The 25,454-nt window shown below is 44.4% G+C and carries 24 protein-coding genes; 6 read left to right on the plus strand and 18 right to left on the minus strand.

Features of this window, described 5'->3' with window-relative positions; genetic code table 11:
• Window positions 1-134 precede the first annotated feature (134 nt).
• From AF333_RS25115 to AF333_RS25145, 8 genes are all read right to left on the minus strand, one after another.
• Window positions 135-1,493, minus strand: coding sequence for an aminotransferase (locus AF333_RS25115; protein WP_043068140.1), 1,359 nt, complete (start codon window positions 1,491-1,493; stop codon window positions 135-137).
• A 40-nt stretch (window positions 1,494-1,533) separates the two neighbouring features.
• Complete coding sequence (ald, locus tag AF333_RS25120; RefSeq protein WP_043068141.1) at window positions 1,534-2,667, minus strand: alanine dehydrogenase; 1,134 nt, start codon at window positions 2,665-2,667, stop codon at window positions 1,534-1,536.
• A 306-nt stretch (window positions 2,668-2,973) separates the two neighbouring features.
• Window positions 2,974-3,600, minus strand: a complete 627-nt coding sequence (gene pduL / locus AF333_RS25125) for a phosphate propanoyltransferase (RefSeq protein WP_043068142.1) — start codon at window positions 3,598-3,600, stop codon at window positions 2,974-2,976.
• 71 nt (window positions 3,601-3,671) lie between these two features.
• Window positions 3,672-5,435, minus strand: coding sequence for a sulfoacetaldehyde acetyltransferase (xsc, locus tag AF333_RS25130; RefSeq protein WP_043068143.1), 1,764 nt, complete (start codon window positions 5,433-5,435; stop codon window positions 3,672-3,674).
• A 192-nt stretch (window positions 5,436-5,627) separates the two neighbouring features.
• Complete coding sequence (locus tag AF333_RS25135; protein ID WP_043068144.1) at window positions 5,628-6,488, minus strand: DMT family transporter; 861 nt, start codon at window positions 6,486-6,488, stop codon at window positions 5,628-5,630.
• Window positions 6,489-6,592: 104 nt separating this feature from the next.
• Window positions 6,593-7,312, minus strand: a complete 720-nt coding sequence (locus tag AF333_RS25140; protein ID WP_043068145.1) for a GntR family transcriptional regulator — start codon at window positions 7,310-7,312, stop codon at window positions 6,593-6,595.
• A gap of 120 nt (window positions 7,313-7,432) precedes the next feature.
• Complete coding sequence (locus AF333_RS36320; protein ID WP_235496987.1) at window positions 7,433-7,570, minus strand: hypothetical protein; 138 nt, start codon at window positions 7,568-7,570, stop codon at window positions 7,433-7,435.
• Window positions 7,571-7,593: 23 nt separating this feature from the next.
• On the minus strand, window positions 7,594-8,505 hold the full coding sequence (locus AF333_RS25145; RefSeq protein WP_043068146.1) for an RluA family pseudouridine synthase: 912 nt from the start codon (window positions 8,503-8,505) through the stop codon (window positions 7,594-7,596).
• 186 nt (window positions 8,506-8,691) lie between these two features.
• Here AF333_RS25145 and pyc point away from each other — a divergent pair, with 186 nt between their 5' ends.
• Window positions 8,692-12,147: a pyruvate carboxylase gene (pyc, locus tag AF333_RS25150; protein ID WP_043068147.1), complete on the plus strand. Its 3,456-nt coding sequence runs from the start codon at window positions 8,692-8,694 to the stop codon at window positions 12,145-12,147.
• A gap of 60 nt (window positions 12,148-12,207) precedes the next feature.
• Here pyc and ytfJ read toward each other — a convergent pair whose 3' ends face one another.
• Window positions 12,208-12,708, minus strand: a complete 501-nt coding sequence (gene ytfJ, locus AF333_RS25155) for a GerW family sporulation protein (protein ID WP_043068148.1) — start codon at window positions 12,706-12,708, stop codon at window positions 12,208-12,210.
• The gene (locus tag AF333_RS25160; RefSeq protein WP_043068149.1) at window positions 12,681-13,355 is read right to left on the minus strand and encodes a DUF2953 domain-containing protein; all 675 of its coding nucleotides are present in this window, start codon (window positions 13,353-13,355) and stop codon (window positions 12,681-12,683) included. Before AF333_RS25160 ends, ytfJ begins: the two co-directional genes overlap by 28 nt.
• 134 nt (window positions 13,356-13,489) lie before the next feature.
• On the opposite strand from AF333_RS25160, the gene AF333_RS25165 reads away from it, so the two are divergent.
• Window positions 13,490-14,440, plus strand: coding sequence for an S-layer homology domain-containing protein (locus AF333_RS25165; RefSeq protein ID WP_043068150.1), 951 nt, complete (start codon window positions 13,490-13,492; stop codon window positions 14,438-14,440).
• Between the two features lie 59 nt (window positions 14,441-14,499).
• Here AF333_RS25165 and AF333_RS25170 read toward each other — a convergent pair whose 3' ends face one another.
• From AF333_RS25170 to AF333_RS25205, 8 genes are all read right to left on the minus strand, one after another.
• The gene (locus tag AF333_RS25170) at window positions 14,500-15,318 is read right to left on the minus strand and encodes a CoA-transferase subunit beta (protein ID WP_043068151.1); all 819 of its coding nucleotides are present in this window, start codon (window positions 15,316-15,318) and stop codon (window positions 14,500-14,502) included.
• Between the two features lies 1 nt (window position 15,319).
• The gene (locus AF333_RS25175; RefSeq protein WP_043068152.1) at window positions 15,320-16,294 is read right to left on the minus strand and encodes a CoA transferase subunit A; all 975 of its coding nucleotides are present in this window, start codon (window positions 16,292-16,294) and stop codon (window positions 15,320-15,322) included.
• A 232-nt stretch (window positions 16,295-16,526) separates the two neighbouring features.
• A complete protein-coding gene (mbcS, locus tag AF333_RS25180) occupies window positions 16,527-18,119 on the minus strand; it encodes an acyl-CoA synthetase MbcS (protein WP_043068153.1) in 1,593 nt (530 codons plus the stop codon).
• A 220-nt stretch (window positions 18,120-18,339) separates the two neighbouring features.
• Window positions 18,340-18,546: an alpha/beta-type small acid-soluble spore protein gene (locus tag AF333_RS25185; protein ID WP_043068154.1), complete on the minus strand. Its 207-nt coding sequence runs from the start codon at window positions 18,544-18,546 to the stop codon at window positions 18,340-18,342.
• Window positions 18,547-18,644: 98 nt separating this feature from the next.
• Window positions 18,645-19,319, minus strand: a complete 675-nt coding sequence (locus AF333_RS25190; RefSeq protein WP_043068155.1) for a TerC family protein — start codon at window positions 19,317-19,319, stop codon at window positions 18,645-18,647.
• Window positions 19,320-19,393: 74 nt separating this feature from the next.
• Entirely contained in the window at window positions 19,394-19,588 is a 195-nt protein-coding gene (locus AF333_RS25195) for a hypothetical protein (protein WP_043068156.1), read from the minus strand.
• 42 nt (window positions 19,589-19,630) lie between these two features.
• Window positions 19,631-20,296, minus strand: coding sequence for a Crp/Fnr family transcriptional regulator (locus AF333_RS25200; RefSeq protein WP_052812348.1), 666 nt, complete (start codon window positions 20,294-20,296; stop codon window positions 19,631-19,633).
• A gap of 67 nt (window positions 20,297-20,363) precedes the next feature.
• Entirely contained in the window at window positions 20,364-20,915 is a 552-nt protein-coding gene (locus tag AF333_RS25205) for a DJ-1/PfpI family protein (protein ID WP_043068157.1), read from the minus strand.
• 191 nt (window positions 20,916-21,106) lie between these two features.
• Between AF333_RS25205 and thpR the strand changes: the two genes are divergently transcribed.
• The 4 genes from thpR to AF333_RS25220 all read left to right on the plus strand — a co-directional run bounded on the left by thpR (window position 21,107) and on the right by AF333_RS25220 (window position 25,451).
• Window positions 21,107-21,655, plus strand: coding sequence for an RNA 2',3'-cyclic phosphodiesterase (gene thpR, locus AF333_RS25210; RefSeq protein ID WP_043068158.1), 549 nt, complete (start codon window positions 21,107-21,109; stop codon window positions 21,653-21,655).
• 143 nt (window positions 21,656-21,798) lie between these two features.
• Window positions 21,799-21,954 carry a hypothetical protein gene (locus AF333_RS33960; protein WP_158502515.1) on the plus strand — a complete coding sequence of 52 codons (156 nt, stop codon included), beginning with the start codon at window positions 21,799-21,801 and terminating at the stop codon, window positions 21,952-21,954.
• A 199-nt stretch (window positions 21,955-22,153) separates the two neighbouring features.
• Complete coding sequence (locus AF333_RS25215) at window positions 22,154-22,543, plus strand: response regulator transcription factor (RefSeq protein ID WP_043068159.1); 390 nt, start codon at window positions 22,154-22,156, stop codon at window positions 22,541-22,543.
• The gene (locus AF333_RS25220) at window positions 22,524-25,451 is read left to right on the plus strand and encodes an ATP-binding protein (protein ID WP_043068160.1); all 2,928 of its coding nucleotides are present in this window, start codon (window positions 22,524-22,526) and stop codon (window positions 25,449-25,451) included. The genes AF333_RS25215 and AF333_RS25220 overlap by 20 nt, the downstream gene beginning before the upstream one ends.
• The last annotated feature ends 3 nt before the right edge of the window (window positions 25,452-25,454 follow it).

The raw sequence follows: 25,454 nt of genomic DNA on the forward strand, positions 1-25,454 counted from the left end.
TGTCTATTTGGCAGAAATAATATATAGAATATTCAGTAAATTCCAACGTGTCCATCTGCTTACTTTATCATGAGAGCATCCACCTTGTTTACGCGTCCTTCATTCTACTTAAACAAGGTGGACTTTTTCATTAATTAAGATTGCTCATATAAGACGGATTTAATGGTATCTATCACAAAACGTAAATCTTCTTCTGTTGAGGAAAGCGGTGGTGCAATAATTAATACATTGTTATACCCTGGCACGGTATCACCATTTCGACCAATAATTAATCCTTTATTTTTGCAAGCGGCGATAATCGCTCCCATAGCCCCTTCTGAGGCAGGAGTTTTTGTTGCTTTATCCTCTACTAATTCAATACCGTACAAGAAGCCTGCCCCACGAACTTCTCCTACTTTATCCAGTTCGATTAAATCACGTAATTCGCCTAGAATGGATTGGCCTAATTGCGACACACGCTCTACAATGCCCTCATTCTCTATAATTTCAATATTTTTAAGCGCTACCGCGCATGATGCCGGATGTCCACCGTACGTAGAAATATGACGCAAATGATTGTCCACACCATTTTCTTTGAATTTTTCGTAAATTTTAGAGTTTACAGCAGTCGCTCCCAACGGAAGATATCCACTTGTCAATCCTTTCGCCATTGTTATAATATCCGGTTGTACACCTTCCGAATGCATAAATCCAAACATTTTACCTGTTCTGCCAAATCCGGAAACAACTTCATCCACGATTAAGAGAACGTCATTTTTCTTACAAATTTCAGCAACTCGTTTCAAATATTCTTTGGATGGAATGATGACACCACCACCAGAAATAAAAGGTTCAAGAATAACACCGGCTACTGTATCGGCACCTTCCCAATTAATGACCTGCTCAATATAATCAGCGGCCAGGAGATCCGATTCTTGTGCATCCCCACCAAATAAAGAACGGTAGCTGTACGGCGGCGGAACGTGGAGGAATCCTGGAACTGCCGGATCATATTTCACTCTTCGATTTGCCTGAGCCGTTGCACTCAATGCGCCGAGAGTTGAACCGTGATAGGCTCGGTATCTGGATATAAATTTATACTTTCCTTGGTTTCCGTTTTGTGTATGATATTGACGAGCAATTTTGAATGCAGTTTCATTTGCTTCTGAACCGCTATTGGAGAAAAACGTTGTGTAGGAGCCTTGAAGAAGTTCACTGATCTTAGCTGATAATTCAATAGCTGGGATGTGACTAAGGGTTAGTGGAAAATACGATAGGTTCATCATTTGTTCATAAGCGGCATCTGCGATTTCTTTACGGCCATGTCCTAGATTTAAGCACCATAGCCCCGATACGCCATCCATATACTTGTCCCCGTTAATATCGGTGAACCAAGCCCCTTCACCTTTCGTTCCAATCATTGGATTTGCTTTCTCATTATAGCGTGACATAGCATGCCACAGATGCTCTTTGTCTTGCTCAATCAGGCTTTTTGTTTTCACTTCTGCTTTCATAATGTAGCCTCCTCTTTATTTTTTATTTAAATGAGAATAACTAAATGGTTACAGGAGTATTGCACAAAATTGAATCAATCGAATCATGCTTGTATCCGTGCGCATCAGCAACTGCCTTGTATGTTACTTTTCCATCCATTACATTAATGCCTTTCGCTAAAGGCTTGTTATCCAGAGCCGCTTGCTTAGGTCCTTTATTTGCGATTTGCAATCCATAAGGAGTTGTCACATTCGTTAAAGCAATGGTTGAAGTGCGTGCAACAGCTCCGGGCATATTCGCTACGGCATAATGAAGTACTCCATGCTTCTCATACGTAGGATTGCTATGGGTAGTAATACGGTCAATCGTTTCAATGGATCCCCCTTGATCAATTGCTACGTCAACAATAACCGAGCCGGGTTGCATTGTTTTAACCATCTCTTCAGTTACTAAACGCGGGGCACGCGCTCCTGGTATAAGGACAGCTCCTACAAGCAAATCAGCTTTCTTTACAGCCTCCGCAATGTTATAGTTATTTGACATTAGTGTCTGTAAGCGTCCCTGGAATTGGTCATCGAGTTGACGAAGACGAGCGGGATTAATATCCAACAACGTAACGTTCGCACCCAGGCCAATAGCCATCTTGGCTGCATTCGCGCCTACGATGCCCCCTCCGACGATAACAACCTCTCCCGGTGCTACTCCTGGTACACCACCAAGTAAAACTCCTTTTCCACCTTTAGATTTTTCCAAGAATTGAGCCCCGATTTGAACGGACATACGTCCTGCGACTTCACTCATCGGAGTCAATAGCGGAAGAGCCCCATTATCCAACTGAATTGTTTCATACGCGATGGCAGTCACTTCACTATCTATAAGGGTTTTTGTTAATTCATGTTCTGGAGCCAGGTGCAAATACGTATACAAAATCAAACCTTTACGGAAGTATTCATACTCCTCAGGAAGAGGCTCTTTTACTTTAACAACCATTTCGGCTAACCAGGCTTCCTTTGGTGTAGAAACAATATTTGCTCCTGCAGCTACATAATCATCATCTGTAAATCCGCTACCTACCCCTGCTCCGGTCTCTACCCGCACTTCATGACCATCATTTTTGTATGCGCTTACAGAAGCAGGAGTCATTCCCACTCGATTTTCATTGTTTTTAATTTCCTTCGGAACACCTATAATCATGTGTTATCCTCCTTCATGAAAAATATAGCTTTTCACACGCATTGTTTACTATTAAAGATAGTTCATCATGTCTTCACAATCTTCGCATAGGGTTTCTATTACAGTAACTCTATTATTTTTTGATATCGTACGGGAATCTACATCAAAACTCCATCTATCACCACAATGTCTGCAAGTTATCTCCTGCCACACGATGGCCCCCTCCTTTTTCATTACATAAAAGGGACGGACGTGATTTACTTTATCATGAGTTTTACCACGTCCATGTTTCATCAATTTTTTTGAATATTGCTGCGACTTGCTGGACTATTCGTATTTTAAAATCCACACCTGATCTTGATTGGTTAGCCTGGCGGCGTTTGCTTCGTCCGTATCGATATGGAATTCTAGGCGATAATTAGCATGCACTCGAATTTTTACATCACTAAAGATAACCCGTCTCTCCGTCTGTGAGATAACGTGTACTTTTTCCTTATCATGAACCTGAAACTGCCAGGCATCTTCTTCAGACATATGAATGTGTCTGCTTGCAATAATTGCCCCTTCTTTTAAATACACAGATCCTTTTGGCCCGATGATTGTAATCGGACTGCTTCCAGCTATATCTCCTGAATCCCTGATCGGGGGAGATATCCCTAAGCGATGGGCATCAGTTAGGGATACTTCCACTTGTGTAGTGCCGCGAGCGGGGCCCAGTATTCTTACCTTATCTATCGTGCCTTTAGGCCCGGCAAGCATCACGCTTTCTTTTGCCGCAAATTGACCGGGCTGAGATAGCTCTTTGTAAAGCTGGAGCTCGTATCCCTTTCCGAACAAAGTATCGATATGTTCAAGGGAAAGATGAATATGTCTGGCTGATACGCCCACAGGAATGGTACGTAGCTCCGGCTCATATAGTAAATTGTTACTTTGCTCTATTACTTTCTTTATCATGACTCATCCCTCTCTCGTTTCCTTGCACTTCTGTAAGAAATGATGAGCAATTGCTAGAGAACAACGTAACTTTACCAATTTCTATGGTCTAAGTGAGCATACTTCTCCAACAGACGAATCGGCATTTTCAACGCATCTTTTCTAAACGGAGGTGCCAGTTGGCTGCCGTCTACCTGAATGTCAATAACCGTAGGTTTGTTTGATTTAATCGCCTCTTGAATCACCGCTCCCAATTCCTCGGCTTTCTCAACTCGAATACCGACAGCACCCATCGCACGTGCCACTTCAGCAAAATCAGGGTTATCAATATCCGCTCCAACAAAGCGATTGTTATAAAAGTCGACCTGATTTTTCTTTTCCGCGCACCATGCTCCGTTATTAAAGACGCAAGCCACAACCGGGATATTTTCCTCTACTGCTGTGCTTACTTCATGCAAGCTCATGCCCCATGCTCCATCGCCAACAATCGCAACAACTGGGCAATCCGGTTGAGCAATTTTAGCACCAAGAGCTGAAGGATACGCAAAGCCTGTATTACCAAATGTAAGAGCTGCAATGTGTTTACGACCTTCGTTAAACTTGAGATACGCATTCGCTGTAGAAGAAACGTTTCCAATATCCGTTGTCACGATTGTATTTTCTGGAATCGCTTTTGTAAGTTCCAATAGTGCTCTGCGAGGATTAATCGGACTTCCTTCTACCATCGCCAGGTCAACCAATTCTTGCTCCCATACTTGTTTTTCATTTGCGACTTCTAACAAGCGATCGCTATTTTCTTTTCTGCTTGGCGCAATTTCTTTTAATCGTTTCATAATTTCTTGACTAGCTGCCCGTGCATCCCCGATAATGCCCACTTCAATCGGATGTGTACGTGCAATATTGCGCGGATTAATGTCTATTTGAATGATTTGCGCTGTCTTCGGGAAATAATCGATATCATAGCAAGGCAGTGTTCCGAATACAGATAGACGCGTACCAATCGCGAGCACCACATCCGCTTTTGCTAACGTTTTCATCGCTGATTTAGCACCCATGTAACCAATTGGTCCAACAGCTAATGGATGATTAGCCGGGAATGCATCATTATGCATGTATGAAACCGCTACTGGTGCTGTTAAATATTCCGCAATCGCTCTCACTGCGTCAATACCATCAGAGTCAACTGTACCTCGTCCGGAAATGATAACCGGATATTTCGCTTCACTTAACAATTGGGCCGCTCTTTCCAAAGATTCTGGTGAACCGCATCCACGAGCATCAACACGGTACTGATGAGGCTCAAGAATTTGGTCTTCCAGTTCGCCATAGAAATAGTCACGAGGGATATCAAACAAGACAGGACCGCGTTCAGCATAGGCAATGCGGAATGCAGTACGTAAGCAATCGGCTACCCGGCTTGGATGTGTAACGCGTACTGTCTCTTTTGTAATCGCTTTAAAAACAGAAACCTGGTCACATTCTTGGAAGCCATCCCATCCAATAGTAGGGGTTCCTGCAGAAGGAGAAATAACAACCATAGGCGTATGAGCTTGATAAGCAGCAGCTACTGAAGTTACCATGTTGGTAATTCCAGGACCATTCTGTCCGATGACAACCCCAGCTATTCCGCTAACACGCGTATATGCATCTGCCATATGAGCGCCGCTTTGTTCATGGCGAACTCCGATAAAACGAATGCCTGCAGCAGGAAGCAAGTCTAGCAGATCCATAAAAGCGGAGCCTAAAATCCCATTAATATGAGTAACTCCTTCAGCTACCAGAGTCTCTACGATAGCCTCGCTAGGTGTCATTTTCACTTTTTTGCCTGTTATCGCTTTCGATTTTACCTTTTCCATGATTTTATTCCTCCTCTGTATTAATGTGATATCTGTATTTTTTTAACATGAACTGGAACTGTTATCACGATGTCAGTACCAGTATATAAACATCATGACGTCGGTACCAGTTGTTATGGTTATTGTACTCTCTGAAAAAGACTGCGTCAATATACTATTTAAAATTTTCTAAAATATTAGCCTATTAAAAATTTATCCGGTAATAATAACTGCCACTCCTACTACTATTGTGCTTGCTGCTATAATACGTTGCCAGCCATATCCCTCCTTCAGAAAATAAATGCCGAATATTGTTCCAATTAAAATACTAAGCTCACGAATAGGCGCTACATAACTAATGGGTGCTAAAACCATAGCGCTTAGGACCAATATATAAGCTAATGAATTAAGAATACCTACTCCGATTGCTTCTCTCCGATGTGTCTTCCATTCATCGCATATATCTGTCCAGGATCGAAAAGCAACAGGGGTCAACATGATAAGGCGACCCAGCGTGGTTAAATAATCCAGTAATAAAGGTGCGATGAAAAGATAACTCACCACATACTTATCCCATAATGTATATCCAGCTATGATCATACCTAACATGAATCCGTAACGAATCGCTGATAAAGCCCGGTTGTCGTTGAATATTGTAATGCCTCCCGTAAGAAAAAAAACGCTGCCTACAATGATGGCTGTACCGATAAATACGGCTAAGGAAGGCCTTTCGTTAAATAATAAAATAGCCATCATTGTTACAAGCATCGGACCAAGTCCACGTGCAACAGGATAAATTAAAGAAAAATCGCTTTTTGTGTATCCTTTTTGCAAAATAACAAAATACAAAAGATGCAAAAGAATACTCCCTACTACATATATCAAATTAATAGTTTCTCCTGTATATGGGTTAAATAGAAGAAACACACATACAATTGGGGTGTAAATAACAGTCCCGATAGCAGTAAAAAGCCATACAAATGCAATTCCTCCTCCCGCACGCTTAGATAGAAAATTCCATGTAGCATGAAGAAACGCTGAGGATAAAAGGAGCATAACAGCTACATATGACATAATACTCGCCTCCTTTAGATGACTGACTTGTCAGCATAATAAAAAAGAGCCCACCTATTCGGAAAATTCAAACCAGATATACCGAACAAAGTGGACCTCTCCATTCAAAGTAAAGGATGTGGCCTTCGTGACATCTTCATTGCAAAGGAATACATATCAGCACGGAAAAAACCTTTATAATATTCTACGAGGTTGCCATCCGGGGCTGTAATCATACGTTCTGTAATCAACAAACAAGTAGATTCTGTAACATCTAAATGCTTTATGTCTTCCTCAGGCAAATAGCCACATGTAATAATTTGCTCTGCTTCCCAGAAGTGAATACCTAGCTCATCTTCTAACACATCATACAGAATGGTTTTATTTAAATCGTATTGTGCTAATTTCTCGCCGATTTCCAGAGGATAATAGTGGTTCTCAAGCGCAATGGGAACGTTTTCTTTTAGTCGCAGACGTTTAATGTAATAGGACTCATCAAGAAAACCACTTACATCTTCAATATTTTCAGGTGTAGGGACAATCTCGTTAAGTAATAGCTTAATATCCATCTGTTTAATGGTTTCGGTAAAACTGGTCATCCGTAGCCATTCTTGTACAGGCTTACGTGATACAAACGTTCCTTTACCATGTTTTTTTTCTAAGATCCCTTCACGAACGAGAGCGGAAACCGCTTCTCTGACTGTACTTCTACTAACAGAGTACATCTCCATTAATTCTCTTTCGCTTGGAATTTTTTCCGTATACTGTTTCTGCAATATTTGATTTTCTAATACATTTTTCAACTGAACATGCAGCGGTATCGGATTGGTAGAATCTAACTCCATTACTATCCCTCCATATTCGCAAATTTCATCTCGTCATGACATAGGTACCAGTTTATAACTCTATTATACAAATGATAGGGGAAACAATCAATTTCCTCCTTTCCATATTTAACCTACATTTCAAGGGTGTTGATTATCCAGTACGATCCAGAGTGGATAGCCACCACACCGTGCCCCAAACGGGCGGCGGTTCGTCTCCCGCCCACCGCCCCTCCTTCTTTTCTTCCCTCTCACCACAAAGATTTGTCGATTTATCAAATCAGATGTATATAGTAAAGAAGTTACTGCCTGATTAAACAACTCATGTCATCCGGCAAAGGCGTCGTGAAAGAAAGCTCTTCTTTATGACGCGGATGCGGAAATGAAAGAATTCTGGAATGGAGGGCCTGTCGGGAAATCAGCGTCCGCTCTCCTCCATATAAATCGTCTCCAAGCAATGGATGACCGATATGACTCATATGCACGCGAATTTGATGTGTACGTCCCGTGTCGAGCTTGATTCTTACATGAGTAAATCCGTTATACCTTTCAAGCACCGTATAGTGCGTCCGTGCCCACTGACCACTCTCATGAACGACACGCTCCATAAGAGAGTCCGCTTTACGCATAATTGGCGCATCGATCGTTCCCCCTTCCTCCTTCACCTGACCATGTACAAGCGCTTCATAATAGCGTGTAATGCCGTTTTGCCGCTGCACTGTAGCTAGTTGCTGATGGGAGAACTGACTTTTAGCGATTAGTACCAAACCGGACGTATCCTTATCTAGACGGTTAACTGCGCGAAATTTACGTGAGATGCCCTGCAGCCGCCAATGGTGAATAACTCCATTAGCTAATGTTCCATCCGGATGTAGCAGGGTCGGATGCACGCATAAATTCGATGGTTTGTTCACAATGAGTATATCCTCATCCTCAAATACAATTTGTAATGGCATCGGTTCTGGTACAATATTTTCCGATTCCTCCTCGGGAAGATGTAATTCTATCACATCGCCCGCTTGTAGCGAATGATCAAGATACGTCGATGCCCCGTTTAGACGAATGCCTTTTACATGTTTGAGTTCGACCAGTAAACTGCGTGAGATCCCGTGATCTTCGCGCAGAAAGCTACGCACGTTTTTTTCTGCATCCTGAACGTCAGGCGGCACGGTAAAACGGAGCACCTGGTTTTTTCCTGTCTGTTCTTTTCTCATCGTATTCTCCTTATATAGAGCCTTTTTTCTTATCTCCCTGTTCCCTACTTACACTAAAATACCTTTTTCCATTATTTTTTCAGGCTTCTGAATATTCGTTCATGTGTTATTATTAAATATAGTTCTCAAATTTTACATATTGTTTTAGTTTGAGAGACAAAAATTAATAGGAGAGGGAGATTCTGAATGGCCCAGACTAAAAGATTCAAGAAAATTCTGGTGGCAAACCGTGGCGAGATTGCCATCCGGATTTTCCGCGCCTGCACAGAGCTTAGTATTCGCACCGTTGCAGTGTATTCTGAGCAAGACAATGTAGCCTTGCACCGTTTCAAAGCTGATGAAGCCTATCTCATCGGAGAAGGCAAGGGTCCGATCGAAGCGTATTTGGACATCGAAAGCATCATTGAAGTGGCCAAACGGCATGACGTCGATGCCATTCATCCCGGCTACGGCTTCCTGTCGGAGAACGAACAATTCGCCGCCCGATGCGAAGAAGAAGGAATTGTGTTTATCGGTCCAAAATCCGAGCATATCGCCAAGTTTGGCGACAAAGTCACTGCCCGTCAAATGGCGATCGAAGCTGATATCCCGGTAATCCCCGGAACTCCAGAGCCGGTGCGCACGCTCGAAGAAGCGCTGCGCTTCGTGAAAGAAAACGGCTACCCGATTATTATTAAAGCCGCGTCAGGCGGCGGCGGCCGTGGCATGCGCATCGTACGTAAGCAAAACGAGCTACAGGACGCGCTTGACCGTGCCCGTTCCGAAGCAAAATCTGCATTTGGCAATGCCGCAGTGTATCTGGAAAAATATCTTGAAAATCCGAAGCACATCGAGGTGCAGGTATTAGCTGATCAACATGGACATGTCGTTCATCTGTTTGAGCGCGATTGTTCGATTCAACGTCGCCATCAGAAAGTCGTTGAAGTGGCACCAAGCTTGTCGCTGAACGAGCGGCAACGCGAAGATATTTGCAATGCAGCGCTACGCCTGACCAGAGCATCCAATTATATAAATGCCGGTACAGTCGAATTCCTCGTTGCACCGGATGGGAAATTTTATTTTATCGAAGTCAATCCACGAATTCAAGTGGAGCATACGATTACCGAGATGGTGACGGGGATCGATATCGTCCAATCGCAAATCCGCATTGCAGAAGGATATGCTCTTGAGGACGCGGAAATCGGAATCCCGTCTCAATCAAGCGTGCAAATGCGTGGATTTGCCATTCAATCGCGTGTTACGACGGAAGATCCAGAGAAAGGATTCATACCGGATACCGGACGCCTCCTTGCATACCGTTCTGCCAGTGGATTTGGCGTGCGTCTTGATGCAGGTATAGGGGCTCATGGCGCTATGATTACCCCGCACTATGATTCATTGCTCGTTAAAGTGTCCACACACGCTTTAACGTTTGAGCGAGCGGCGAAAAAAATGCTGCGCACACTGAAGGAATTCCGGATTCGTGGAGTCAAAACAAATATTCCGTTCCTTGAGAATGTGATGCAGCACCCGGACTTTTTGAGCGGCAATTATAATACTTCTTTTATTGATTCGAAACCGGAACTATTCGAGTTTCCAATCCGCAAAGATCGCGGTACGAAGCTCTTAACGTATATCGGTCAAACCATCGTCAATGGCCATCCTGGTCTAGCTAAAACAGACAAGAAGCCATTGTTCGGAACGCCACGCATCCCGGAGACTTCCTATAAACAGGAATATCCGAACGGTACGAAACAAATTCTCGATGAGCAGGGACCTGACGGCCTGGTGAAATGGATACAGCAACAGAAAAAGCTTCTGGTCACCGATACGACATTCCGTGACGCACACCAATCGCTGTTCGCTACCCGTGTGCGCACGCATGACCTGCTGCAAGTAGCGGAAGCTACAGCTAAACTTGCACCCGATCTGTTCTCGCTTGAGATGTGGGGCGGAGCTACATTTGATACCAGCATGCGCTTTCTGAATGAAGACCCATGGGAGCGCCTGCGCAAGCTACGTGAGAAAGTTCCGAACCTGCTGTTCCAGATGCTCTTCCGCGGTGCCAACGCCGTCGGTTATACGAATTATCCGGATAACGTCATTAAGAAATTCATTGAAACATCCGCTAAAGAGGGTATCGACGTATTTCGAATTTTCGATAGCCTGAACTGGGTGGACGGTATGCGCCTTGCCATCGAAAGCGTACGAGAATCAGGTAAAATCGCTGAGGCAGCGATTTGCTATACCGGTGATATTCTCGATCAGAGTCGGGAGAAGTATAATCTAAAATACTACGTGACCTTGGCTAAAGAGTTGGAAAAAGCCGGTGCACACATTCTTGCGATCAAGGATATGGCTGGTCTCCTGAAACCGTATGCCGCATACGAACTGGTGAAAGCGCTGAAACAAGAAATTAGCATTCCGATTCACCTACACACACATGATACAAGCGGAAATGCAGGCGCAATGCTTCTGAAAGCTGCAGAAGCCGGGGTGGATATCGTCGATACAGCGCTTAGCTCCATGTCCGGCCTCACTTCACAGCCAAGCCTAAACGCACTTGCTTATGCACTCGAGCACGACAAGCGCGCGACTGGCTTAGATTACGGGAAGTACCAGGAACTGGCTGATTATTGGGAAGACATCCGGAAATATTACATCGGCTTTGAAACCGATATGAAATCGAGTAATGCGGAGGTATACAAGCACGAGATGCCAGGTGGACAGTATACAAATCTGGAGCAGCAGGCAAAAGCTGTCGGACTCGGCGATCGCTGGGGCGAAGTGAAAGAAATGTATACAACTGTGAACCACATGTTCGGCGATATCGTGAAAGTGACGCCATCCTCAAAAGTGGTAGGAGATATGGCACTATTTATGGTGCAAAACAATTTAACAGAAAAAGATGTATACGAACGTGGTGAAACCATCGATTTTCCTGAATCGGTTATCACATTCTTCCAGGGATACCTGGGTCAGCCGCACGGCGGATTTCCGGAAGATTTGCAGCGCATCATTCTCAAGGGACGCGACTACTTTACGACCCGACCAGGTGAATTGTTACCGTCCGCAGACTTTGATGAAATCAAAGCCATGCTTAAAGAAAAACTGGAACGTGATGTGACAGATTGCGATATCATGTCGTATGTCATGTATCCTCAAGTATTTCTGGATATGCAAGCACGCCAGAAAGAATTCGGCGATGTGTCCGTTCTCGATACGCCAACCTTCTTCTATGGTCTGCGCCTAGGCGAAGAAATCGCAATCGATATCGAGCAAGGGAAGACGCTTATGGTGAAGCTTGTTTCCATTGGAGAAACGAGACCAGACGGCATTCGGACGATTTACTATGAATTGAATGGCCAGCCGCGCGAGATTAATATACGCGATGTGTCAGCCAAAGTAACAACACTCCAACGACCAAAAGCCGATCTATCTGAAGCCGGCCAAATCGGTGCGTCCATGCCGGGTAAAGTGCTGAAAGTAATGGTCCAGCAGGGCGACAAAGTGAAGAAAGGCGAGCACGTGCTTGTGACAGAGGCAATGAAGATGGAAACAACAATGCAGGCTCCATTCAACGGCATAGTCAAAGAAATTCATGTAAAAGCTGGCGACGCGATCGAGACAGGCGATCTGCTTATCGTTATTGCCAAAAGCTAGTTTTTCCTTATCTCATTTTTGACACACGAAAAAGAGCACCGTTGCGTGCTCTTTTTCGTTTTAATGAAGCTCATCGATAATTTCCTCACCAGGTTTTCGATCCTTACAATCCTTTTTCTCACCGCCACCCCGAATCATGGATTGAATTTTCTCAACTACAGCTGGAGCTAAATCCATCATCCGTTCATACAAGTGGGATTGTCCCTGTAGCGAGATAGAGCGTACGCCATGTTTGCCAACAATAAGGAAAGCTATCGGAGTAATTGAAATTCCACCACCACTCCCGCCGCCAAATGGTAAATCACCTTTAAGCGCGCCATTTCCATTTGTATGCTGTCGGGCCAAATCTCCCTCACGTCTTTCGTGACGATGATCCGTTTCCTGGTATGTCTCAAATTCGCTTCCTCCGGCAGCAAAGCCGAAGCCAACCTTGGAGACAGGGATGATTACGCTTCCATCGGGTGTTTCTACCGGGTCCCCGATGATTGTATTTACATCCACCATTTCTTTAATATTTTCCATTGCAGTTTGCATTAAGCCTTGAATCGGGTGTTCTCCCATATCTGTTCACGTCCTTTACGGAAATAATGCACAGCAATTCGAATGACTGCAATGATAGCATGTCCCATCCTCAGACGGAGTATGCAGAGCAAATGCATGTCTAACACCTCGCGCTGAAACTCTGGAAAAACATATAACCTCGGCCGGGTATGCAAAGAAATATAATGCGCCAGCAAGGCAATTAGCAAGCTTTTAGCAAACCATACCGCGCCAATGGCTGCTCCGGTTGCAGACGCTTCGCCAAGCCCGACATTTGTTCTCCACTCAATCACTTCTCCATGCACACATTTCAAAGTCTGCCGAAAGATATGGTGTAAATCACGCACATTGTGTAGCAACTGTGCGTATTTTCTTTGGTAACGCTGTATAGTTCGTGGCGTAATCCACATCTTTTTCTTTCTCTTCGTTTCCATCGCCTGTCCGGCTTCCGCCTCTTTCGATACTTGCACGCCCCTAGATAGACTTTCTATTTGTAGTAAATTAACTGTAAACCGATACTTAATTAAACGTTTGTATGCGGAAACTTCCACGTCAATCCGGTCATTCTCCGACGCACGTTTATACTCGATTTGGATGCGTACGGATGTAAACCAGATGATTGTCACTATGATTACTATACTGCCAAGAAAAATCAGCCAGCCGTTCATATCCGCTCACCTTCCCACAGGTAGTATGAGCGTATCCTCTTTCCCGCATACAGGAAACGAAAGCAACTTTTCTGCAAAAAATGAGTAAAAACTATTAATAAAACTACATTTTACATATAGGAGACGTGACTAAATTGAAAAAACATTGGATGGCACTAGCCGTAAGCCCGCTAGTCGCCGGCGGTCTGCTGCTTGGGGGGCATTCCGCCGCTGCTGCCGCTCCTTTCTCCGATATAGACAATCATTGGGCAGAAGCGCAAATTCTCTCGCTAGCCCGCCAGGGAATTGTGAACGGCATTGATAAGAATACATTCGCGCCCGAACGCTCCCTTACCCGGGGTCAGTTTACAGTCATGCTTGCCAACGTGCTTAAAAGCGATTTAAAAGCACAGGGTACGGCACAAGAAGCAAAAAAGTACTTTTCTGACATAAGCGCGTCTGATTATTATGCTGACGACCTGGTTCGCCTCCGTAAAGCGGGTATCATTGACGATCGCGGAACATTCTCCGGTGAGCGAAAAATCACCCGACAAGAAATGGCCCATTATCTGGTCAATGCGTATCGTTACCTTTATAAACAGGACTTATCTTCTATCGTTAATGTAAAGCATATTCCATTCAAAGATGCTGGTAGCATTACCCCTAGTTATCGGGACGACGTTGTTATCGCGGATAAAATTAATTTAATTAGCGGACGTGATAACGGCAAATTCGATCCACGGGCGACACTTACCCGTGCGGAAGCAGCCTCCGTCATCTACCGTTTCAGTCAGCTTGTACCTTATAAAGACATCGGGGTACGTTCCGGAACAGAGTTGACTACGATTCAAGATGCGTATTATAAGAATGGCAAGCTTTATATTACATTCACCTATAGCTTGCCTGGTGCCGGATACAACGGACAGATTATTGTCATTACCCGATCTGGACAGCAGTTAAAAATTGATGTGGATCAAGTGAAGCTCGACAGCAGTTCCTCTACTTCAGGATTTAAACAAACCCGAACAATCGTTGTTGATGAGAGCAATGTACAGACGATCCTCGTTCGCGTAAACGGAAAAGAAGAAGCCCGCTTTACCATATAACTACCTTCGCAAGCAACAAAGAACAAAGCAGGAATGCTAAATATTCCTGCTTTGTTCTTTTATTTTATAGGAGGCAAGAAGATTCCTTCCGGATCGACTACGTCGCGCAAAATACGAAGTTCTTCGTATGTAGGCGGCTCCGTCTCTCCCTTGCAATGCGAAAAGTCAAGTGTAAAGCCGGTATTTTCCTGTAATTGTTCACGTGTCACACCAGGATGAAGCGTATCAACATACATTGTTCCTATTTCTTCATTGAAACGAAATACTGCCATATTCGTAATAACGGCGCTAGGTCCTCCTAGAAACTTCTTTCCATACGCTTCTCGGCGATGTACCAATGTACCTTCCGGCCATTTCTTTACCATCCAGCCTGGAGAAGTAATATAATCTACCTGCTCTTTGAACCGGCGCTTTTCCTGTACCATAATAAATACTGTACGCCGCGCAAGTGAATTAATATCGGGATTTCCACCGCTACCGGGAAATCTCATGGAGGGAGTAAGGTAATCGCCTATAACAGTTGTATTCACATTGCCATACTTATCAATTTCCGCCCCACCCAAATAGGCCAAATCCACTTTCCCACGTTGTAGTTGATTAAAGACATCGAACAGTCCAGACGCGACAGACGCCTTCGTGACGCAACGCGGATCTCCTACGGAAGATGGAAGCGAGTCACCTTTAGAATCAATCGTGCCTGCTTCATATATAAGTTTGGAGTTCGGTGCGCTGAGCTGCTGTGCCAGCATAATCGCAAGCATTGGTAATCCGGTGCCGGCAAATACGACTTCTTCATCCTTCACCTCACGAGCTGATGCTACCGCCAGCATATCCACTATTGAATATTCTCCGGGCTTTGCGTATTGTTTATCTGCCATCTTATCGCGTCCCCCGTTTCACTTTTGTGCTATATTTTCGATATGAATTCGCCCGCAGCTTCTCCAGCCTGGATACACCTAATTTGTTCAAATATTCTTCATGGTCTTTTACACCATATACCCATTCGTCCGCCCAGGTAGCAAATCCTTCATCAGTCTTGGAGGCTGCAGCAAATTCCCGGATGAACGGACCATCTACATCATAATAGCCGTATGCGCCGGTCGGATGCGCTCCCCATGGAAGCTCGACGATCGCATCTACCAGATAACCAGGAATTAGATTGCGCTCCGGCTCCTCCCTCAGGTAGGACTCCGGTACGATTTCTTCCGCCAATACAATAACCAGCTCTGACGCTTTAATCGCCTGCTCATCCGAGTATGTCTGTCCAGTAATACGAATAGTCCCCTCTTCTCCTACTTGTTGAGCGTGTACGATGCATACACGAGGGCGCACCGCAGGCACATGTATAATCTCACCCTCATTATAAAAAGGGTCTTGAGCAAAATCGAACTTCTTCGCTGGAATCCGCTCGTTTGCACCGTTACGTAATCCCGATTTTTCTAACATGTCATACTCCGGATTTAAAATATCCGTACCCCGGGATGCCCACGTCGGCAAATACGGAATACCCATCGCACCTGCAGCCATCCGGTATAGCATATGTTGATGGCTGTAATCTTCCACTATGACTGAGCGCTCTCTCATTTTTCGGTCCAAACAATGCGGTACCTTCCCATACAATTCATGACCAATCCAGCAAGACTCCCATATAGAGACTGCACCAGCTCCTATCAGAAGCTCCGCATGTGTACCCGAGTTAACCTCTACCAGATGTAATCCTTTTTTCCCCTGGCGCAGCATTTCATAAATAGCAGCCATTGGACGACGCCAAATAACAAAGCCACTGAATGTAATCATGTCATCATTCTGAATCATCTGTATCGCTTCCTGCAACGAGCAACGTTTATCTGCCATGATTTTCCCTCCTTACTCCACACAATATGTATTCTCTATTTTATATTTTCAAACAAATTCAAAAAAATATCTATAATGCATGTTTTTATTTTTCCGTCAACTGTTCTTTCTTCTGAATGAGCGCTTGCTTCCTGTATCGATATAGAAATAGTCACCTATCCGATAACAAGCACAAAAAAACCGCACGAAAACAAAAAGACCTCAGGTTTGCCCAAAGTCTTTTTGTTCTACTTTATGCTTGCGTAGCTTTACGTGACTTTTCGGCTTGGCGTAACTCGACACGGCGGATTTTGCCCGATGTTGTCTTCGGCAGGTCCTCTACAAATTCAATTTCGCGCGGATATTTGTAGGGGGCAGTAATGTTCTTCACATGTTCTTGCAGCTCTTTCACTAACGCTTCAGAAGCCGCATTCTTATCCCGAAGAATGACAAATGCTTTTACGATGCTGCCGCGTACCGGATCCGGACTTGCGACAACTGCACACTCTTTCACGGCCGAATGTTTTACCAGCGCATCTTCTACCTCAAACGGCCCAATCGTATAGCCAGAGCTAATAATGATATCATCTGAACGTCCTTCGAAGAAATAGTATCCGTCCTCATCTTCCTTGGCCTGATCACCTGTTAGATACCATTCTCCTCGGAATGCAGCTGCGGTACGTTCCGGATCATTCAAGTAGCCCTTGAACAACGCGGGAACGCTGCGATGTACCGCAATATCACCCACTTGGCCCTGCTCTACTGGAATTCCTTCTTCATCAATAATAGCAATGCGATTGCCTGGGGTCGGTTTACCCATCGAACCCGGCTTTACTTCCATGCCGCTCAGCGTTCCAATAAGCAACGTATTCTCGGTCTGCCCGTAACCATCACGCACGGTTACGCCATAATATTTCTTAAATGTATCAATAACTTCACGGTTAAGCGGCTCACCCGCACTCACTGTGCTACGAAGATGTTCTAACTTATACTGATCAAGTCCCTCTGCTTTCGCCATAATCCGATATTCAGTCGGTGTGCAGCACAGCACGTTAACATGGTACTTTTCCAGCAATGATAAGTACTTTTTTGGATCGAACTTGCCTAGATACACAAGTCCAGTGGCACCCGAACCAAGTACAGAAATAAATGGACTCCAGTTCCACTTGGCCCAACCTGGCCCTGCCGTCGCCCATACGACGTCACCTTCCCGCACATCTAGCCATAGCTTAGCAGCTACTGCTTGATGGGCATAAGCCCAACTATGGGTATGGATTACGCCTTTTGGATTTCCGGTTGTGCCTGATGTATAGTTTAAGAACGCGATATCGTCAGCGCGTGTATTCTCGACTTCAAATTCTTCACTCTGCCCATCCATTACCTTATCAAAAGAAAGCCAGCCTTCTTTATCGCTTCCATACACGATAAATGTTTCCATTGTACGGCAATCTGGACGTACTTCATCAATTCGGCTCACTAAATCATGGTAGGAAATTACCGCTTTAATGCCAGCATGGGTAGCTCGGTACAGAATGTCTTTCGGCATAAGCATCTCAGAGCCAGGAAGCACAATAGCTCCTATTTTCAAAGCGGCCATGTAGCTGATATATGCCTGCTCAATGCGCGGCAGGATAATCATAATTTTATCGCCCTTTTGAATACCAAGCTCTTTAAGTCCGTTCGCTAACTGGTTAGATGCTTTACTCAGTTGAGCGTACGTAAACTGCTTCGTCTCCCCTTCTTCATTCTCCCATAGCAGAGCCAGCTTGTCCTGATCCTGAGCATAACGTTCGATGTCGTTTACCATGTTGTAGTACTCGGGTGCATGCAACTGCAATTCGGTCATTCTCCATCTCCTCCAACTTTCATTTGCTTTTTACAAGATCGGTAAACGTTTGCCCTTATTTTGAAAACGTTTACTATAAACTAATTATTCTATCTTTTTTGTAATATTCCTGCTTTAATTTAAATTAATTATTTTCTGTTCGTGAATTTGCCATAATCTTCACACAAAGAAGAAGCCGGCGAATATCGCCGACTTCTGTTATCCAGATATTAAAGTTGGGTTACGCGCGGCCACCAAGCTGTTGTTCAGCCATTTGAACCAGGCGCTTCGTGATTTCTCCACCAACAGAACCGTTCTGACGAGCAGTAGTGTCTGCTCCCAGTTGTACACCGAACTCAGTAGCAATTTCATACTTCATTTGGTCCAATGCACGATTAGCTTGAGGTACAAGCAATTGGTTACGGTTTCCAGTGTTGTTTTGTGCCATGTTGTTTCACCTCCTTAAGTGATGTACTTATAGAATGTCACCACTTCTGAGGTTGCATACAATCAGAAACAAAGTAAATGTTGGAAGCATACGCAAACTCAAAAAGCAGAAGGATATATACGCTTGCGTCGCCAAATACCCAATGCAAGTACAAACGATGTCAATAAGATCGGAAACAGCCAATCAAGATAGTAATATTCGGGCGCGATATGCTGCTGCACAGCTTCCTCCGATATAACCATCGCTCCAGCTGTATAACTCAAGATACCTGCCCCGATATAGATAAGAATGGGCAGACGGTCCATCAATGCAGCTACAGCATTGCTTCCAGCCATTAACAACGGAATGCTAAGCCCCAACCCGAACAGCAGCAAGGCGAAATCTCCATGCGCTGCGCCACCTACGGCCAGCACATTGTCCAAACTCATAACGAAATCAGCCACAATAATGGTCTGTATCGCCGCAAACAGTGTAGGACCGGCTTTAATATCTGAGGCTTCTTCCCCCTCACCAAGCAAAAGCTTAAGAGCAATCCAGGCTAGCACAATGCCGCCTATCGCTTTTAGATAAGGAATGAGCAGCACCCAGGTAGCCATCGCCGTCAATACAATGCGCAATCCGATTGCTCCCGCCGTTCCATATATAACAGCTTTTCTTCTCTGTTCCGGCGGCAATTTACGGCTCGCCATTCCAATGACCACCGCATTATCACCACTCAATACGACATCAATAATAATGATATTGATAAAACCGACCCAAAACGAGGCATCCATGTGTCCTGTCACCACCTTCTAGCACTGAATATATTCGGTGACAAGACAGGCTATACCTATATAAATGAGTTTTGTTATTCTACTTGGGTCGAAATCGGAGCAACAGATGGCAAATTCACTTGCATTCTTCCCTCATTCCATGTATTTGTATACGGCCTCGGACCGGGTTGTTGGTAAAACGTAAGCAACGTATAGACAAGGCTCCAGAGCAGAAAGCCCACCGGGATGATTATCCATTTATGCTTTGTTTTTTTATTCGTTTTTTCCATGTAAACCGCCCCTTCCTATACTTCTCTTGTGCCAATCAACTGCTATAGGCGTCGTATCCAAATACGATGCGAATCGAATTCGATATGTCCTTCTCGTTTCAACTGACTGACAATTCTGCTGACTGTCTCCCGGGTTGTACCTACCATATTGGCCAAATCCTGATGAGTTAATTCCATCGGAAGTAAATAACCATCTGCTTCCTCTATACCTCTGGACCTGGCTAGCGAAGAAAGCGTGTTCATAATTTTCTCTTTCATGTCCTTGCTGAGCACATCCGAAAGACGTCGCTGTAAATCTCGAATTTTCCCCTCCAGTATTTGCAGCAGACGAATGCATAACGCCGAGTTCCCTTGCAGCAGCATCGTCAATTCCTGAACGTTAATCGAATAAAGCGAAGACTCTTCCATTGCTTCAGCCGTTGCCGGATACGGACTACCTCCAAACATACCGATATGAGGAAAAAGGTCTCCTTCATGCAACACATTAACAATTTGCTCGCGGCCGTCTTCTGTTGTTTTGTATACTTTCACCATACCGCACTCCAGCAAAAAAATCGCCGTACATAAATCACCTTCGTAAAACAAAATTTCACGCTTTTTGGCTTTTCTATGTGACATTACGCCAGCGATGGCATCCCGCTCCAGTTCGGACAAAGGCGCAAACAGCGGCACTGTACTGAGAAATTCCCTCAGTGACTTATCTCCCACCTGTTCTCTCTCCTATCTATGGAAAAACAAGGCGCCTCCAAAAGGACGGCGCCCGTACTCTTTTCTTTTACCGCAGCATTCTAATAAATTCGCGCATAAAACCAGGTAAATCTGGCCATGCATGTCCGGATATTAGATTCTGATGTGTATGTAGCGTTTCTTCAATGTATGTTGCACCGCAAACTACCACATCTGGCTTGCATGCTGAATATGCCGTATATTCTCTGCCTTTCATTATATCCGGCACCACCGACAAAACTTGTGCAGCATGGCAAATTGCGCCCACAGGCTTATTCGCTTCAAAAAAGTGGCGTACAATTGCAGGCAGACTTTCATCAAGACGGATGTACTCTGGTGCGCGGCCGCCCGGAATAATCAACCCGTCATACTGTGCAGGGTCTACATCAGCAAACGCCACGTGCGAATCCAACCCGTATGCCGGCTTCTCTACATACGTTTCCATTCCTTCCACGAAATCATGGCTAACAGTTTGGAGCTTTTTTACTGAAGGAGATGCGATGGTCACATCGAATCCTTCTTCAAGACAACGGTAATACGGATAAAATACTTCCAGCGCTTCCACAGCATCTCCTGTTACGATTAATACTCGTTTGCTCATGAATTCACCCCATTTAGAAAAGTAGTGATACTTCAGAACCCAGGTTTTGTTTTTACCCGACTGTATGTAACTCATTCGACATTATAGAGGAAATTCCTGCTTCTGTCATTATGTACGGATGCGGAAAGGGGCAGCTCATTATACTATTGCTAATAACATTTCATGCTTTAAAAAAAGAAGGAGGGCTTTTCATGAGGCTGTTTACTGCCATCGAACTTAACGAAGAAGCAAAACGTGAGCTTGTGCGCTTGCAACAAGAACTAAAAAAAACGCTTTCCTGCCGTAAATGGCAAACACAATCGCAAATGCATCTGACTCTACATTTTCTCGGCGACCTCTCCTTGCAACAAGCGGAACTCGTAAAACAGGAGATGGAAGATGTCGCTGCTTCTTTCTCTCCTTTCTCATTAACTCTTACAAACGTGGGTGCATTTCCGAATTTGAAACGGCCGCGTGTTATCTGGGCGGGAGTCGGTGGGCATCTCAAGGATTTAGGCTCATTGCAGCAGACATTGGCCAAACAATTAACAAAAGGAGAACTCTATAAAGAGGAGCGGGCATATTCTCCACACATTACATTAGGAAGAGAACCCCGTATGGAAGGAGACCCTGAATCGGTTCGACTGCCAGATGTCTATCCTACAAGCTGGCATGTAAGTCAAATTGTTCTGTTCCACTCTACGCTTACACCTAAAGGACCCATTTATAAAACATTAGGCACATATTCGCTTCGGTCATAACCGACTTAACAGGAGCATTACTATCTGTATTGGAACACCTGTACTGACAAACGCACATTTTTCCTTAACGTTTCACAGTCCCTTTCTTGAGGTAAGAATACATTATGCTTAAATAAAGTACTGCATAAAGGGGGAATCGTTTAATGCTTCATTTATTATGCTACACATGCGAAGATCATTTTTTTAGTGGAGAGAGTGGCAAAGACTATGTTTGTCCCTTCTGCCATGCAAAGCTTGAACCGAATGGAGCGGCTCTTCCGCTAGATGAGCCTGACAACATGTCCCAGCCTTTGGCGTAGCTACTCTCATCATCTCTGTTATACAATTAAACTAACAGAAATAGTAAAGGTACGGTCCAAGCGACCCGTACTTTTTTATTTCTGCTTTTCATTTTTAATTGCATTTTCCTATATTGTATGGTAAAAAGCACTTTTTCATATTATTGTGTAGGGTAGAGGTTTTTATCTCTATAAATTTACAACGAAAGATGTGGGTAATATGGCTCCTAGAATCTTAATCGCGGATGATGAGGATGTACTCCGCATGCTCATCGTGGAGACATTGGAAATTGAGGATTACGACCTGGATGAAGCACAAGATGGCATTGAGGCATATGAGAAAATCATGGAGAATGATTATGACTTAATTTTGCTTGATCTTATGATGCCAGGCAAGACCGGGCTAGAAGTTTGTCAGCTTGTGCGCCAGGCGGGTAAAATCAATACCCCGATTGTTATGCTGACGGCCAAAACGCAGGCTGAAGATCGGGAGAATGCGATCAATGCAGGCGTTAATCACTTCTTTTCAAAACCCTTTAGCCCTATGCAGCTACTAACTTTTATTCAGGATATTCTTGAGGGAAACATCAATGAAAACGAGCATCGTTAACCGCCTTCGCCTTCTTTTACTTATACCCCTCATTGTCATTCTTGTCCTATCTGCTATCCTTTGGACATTCAATTTGCGGGAACTGAATAATTATAGCGATGAAATGTCTGTGCTTCTGGAGAAGCGAAACCAGCTGCGCCTCCTTCAGCATGCGTTTGAAGGGGAAGTATCAGAACTTCGCGGATTTATGGCCATCCGTAATGAAGCATTTCTTGCTTCTATCGATGCACGTAAAGAAGAAACTTTCAAGCGGCTTAAAACATACAGCAACCTTCCTCTTACAGAAAAAGAACGGACTTTTATCAAGGAGATTGAACATGATATCCATATATACAATGATGAATATGTGCCGCACGGAATCAAGCTTGCCAAAGCTGTTAACTACCAGGCCATTAGTCAGTTGGCAAACGGCGATGGGATCACCAAATTCGTAAACAGCATTCGCAGCCGACTTGAAGTTCAGATGGAAGAGCATACTCAAGAATTAAGCTACGCACAAGTAGTTCACAAAAACTTCATTATATATTCGCTCGGCGGATTCCTAACTGTCCTTCTCTTCATTGTTGGTCTCTCCTTCTGGGTTACAACTCGGTTCGGTCGTGAAATCGGACAACCGCTGCACAAGCTGACGAATTCCGCTCAACGTTTATCCGAAGGGGAGTATGAGCCGGTAACCTTGCTAGACCGAAACGATGAACTTGGCCAGCTTGCCCAGGCATTTAACCAGATGATTAAAGACATTGAAGAGAAAGAAACGGATTTGCTATCGCAAAACCAGGAGTTAACTGCTCATCAAGAGGAACTGTACGCCCAACAGCTGGAACTAGAAGAAGCGATAGAAAAACTGACGGAAAAAGAAAACATGTTGATGCGGCGCAATCAGCTCAGCATCTCGCTTACCACTGATATCGAGGTTGGCAATATGCTATCCAAGGCTCTAGACAGCCTATTGCTTCTGACACACTCGCATACGGGAGCAGCGATTATTCTTGATGAAAAAATTGAAGGGCGCATCGCTAGCTGCGGCTTGTCGACAGAACAAATCGATAAGTTGCTAAATCACCTGTACAGCGGCATGAGCAGACGTGCAATCCAGGAGAAATCCGTTCATACACTGGAACGGCCTGCACTAGCCGAAGAGCAGGCTCACCATGATGCGTATCCGGTTCATGATTTATATATTCCGCTGCTGAACCGGGAAGATGACGTTATGGCGATTTTAATCTTGACCCGGCTTTCCGGGATAGCATTCTCACCGGCCAATATTGATGAAACACAGGCTCTGGCACGTCAAATTTCGCTCGCCATCGAAAATGCAGTTTCCTACAGTAAAACGCAGCGCGCTTATTCTATCAATCAAGCAATTTTGGATTCCGCACTTGAAGGCATTGCTTTAATCGGAACATCCGGAGAAATGCTTGCAGTTAACCACGCTTGGTGTGAAATGTACGGTCTAGAAAAACCGGAAGATATTGCCCATATTTCTCCAAACTCTCTTAATACGAAAATTCGACAACGGCTGAAATATCCGGATGATGTATTCTCCTTCTATTATCGTGCTCTGGCTGGAGAATTAGATGAAACAGAAGAGCTAACTTTCGAAATGGTAGAGCCTTCGTATCGGGTAATGAAAATGTATCACCAACGTGTAGCAAGTGAACACGGCGATACGCTAGGGTGGATTATTGTAACACGCGATATTACGCGTGAGTATGAAGTAGACCAGATGAAGTCAGAATTCGTCAGTACAGTGAGCCATGAACTGCGGACACCGTTGTCCAGTATCCTCGGTTTCGTTGAAATCATGCTGCAAAGAAAAATCACGCCAGACAAACAAATGCGCTACCTCAATACAATTTATAAGGAAGCGCGCCGACTAACCAATCTTATTAATGACTTCCTTGATGTTCAACGAATGGAGTCAGGTAAGCAGGAATATATTAAGAAATCGATTCGCCTAGGAAATATCGTACAGGATGTAATTCAACTACAGCAGACTTCTTCACATCACATCGTATTCCAGCAGATGACCGAGAAGGACGTAATCATGGCGGACTGTGAGAAAATTCAACAAGTAATTACCAATCTGCTCAGTAACGCCATTAAATATTCTCCGGGAGGCGGCACCATAACCGTAACGGTCGATGCATGCGCCACACGTCCACAGGATGTATGTCTGCATATACAAGATGAAGGCCTGGGTATTCCTGAGGAGGCTATTCCTCGCCTGTTTGAGAAATTCTATCGTGTTGACAATTCAGATCGGAGAAAAATCGGCGGTACCGGCCTGGGGCTTGCTATTTGTGCCGAAATCGTAAAAGCACATAACGGACTTATTCATGTGCATTCCAAGCTTGGCGAAGGCAGTACCTTTACCGTGTCCATCCCTACATCCATTGGTGAAGCTCCGCTTTCCGAACCTAAAAGCCGTCTGTGTTCCCTCCCTCCATCACAGCCACAAGAGAATCAGGAGTTCATCGGCCATATTCTTATTGTAGAAGACGATGAAAGCTTACGCACATATTTAAGCGAAGAGCTGGGCAATTCTTTGCTGCGCAGAGGCATTGAAATAAAGAGTGTTTCGAACGGCGAAAAAGCACTACAAAGCATTGAACAAATTCCGCCTCTTCTCCTCATTCTCGATATTATGCTCGGCGAGGGAAAAGACGGCTGGGAAATTCTTAAAGAAATGAAACGCACTGAAAAGCTGCATTCTATTCCTGTTGTAATTTCCAGTGCATTAGAAGAAAAAGAAAAAGGATATGGATACGGTATTTCTGACTATCTCATTAAACCATATCCGGCTGAAAAGCTCACTTCCACTGTTTGGAACCTGTTGCAGCAAACAAATCAGGAAGGGCATGTTTTTATTCCGGAGGAAAAAGAAAAGGAAGAAAAAGGCGAGTGAGAG

The sequence above is a fragment of the Aneurinibacillus migulanus genome (genome assembly GCF_001274715.1).
Lineage (GTDB): Bacteria > Bacillota > Bacilli > Aneurinibacillales > Aneurinibacillaceae > Aneurinibacillus > Aneurinibacillus migulanus.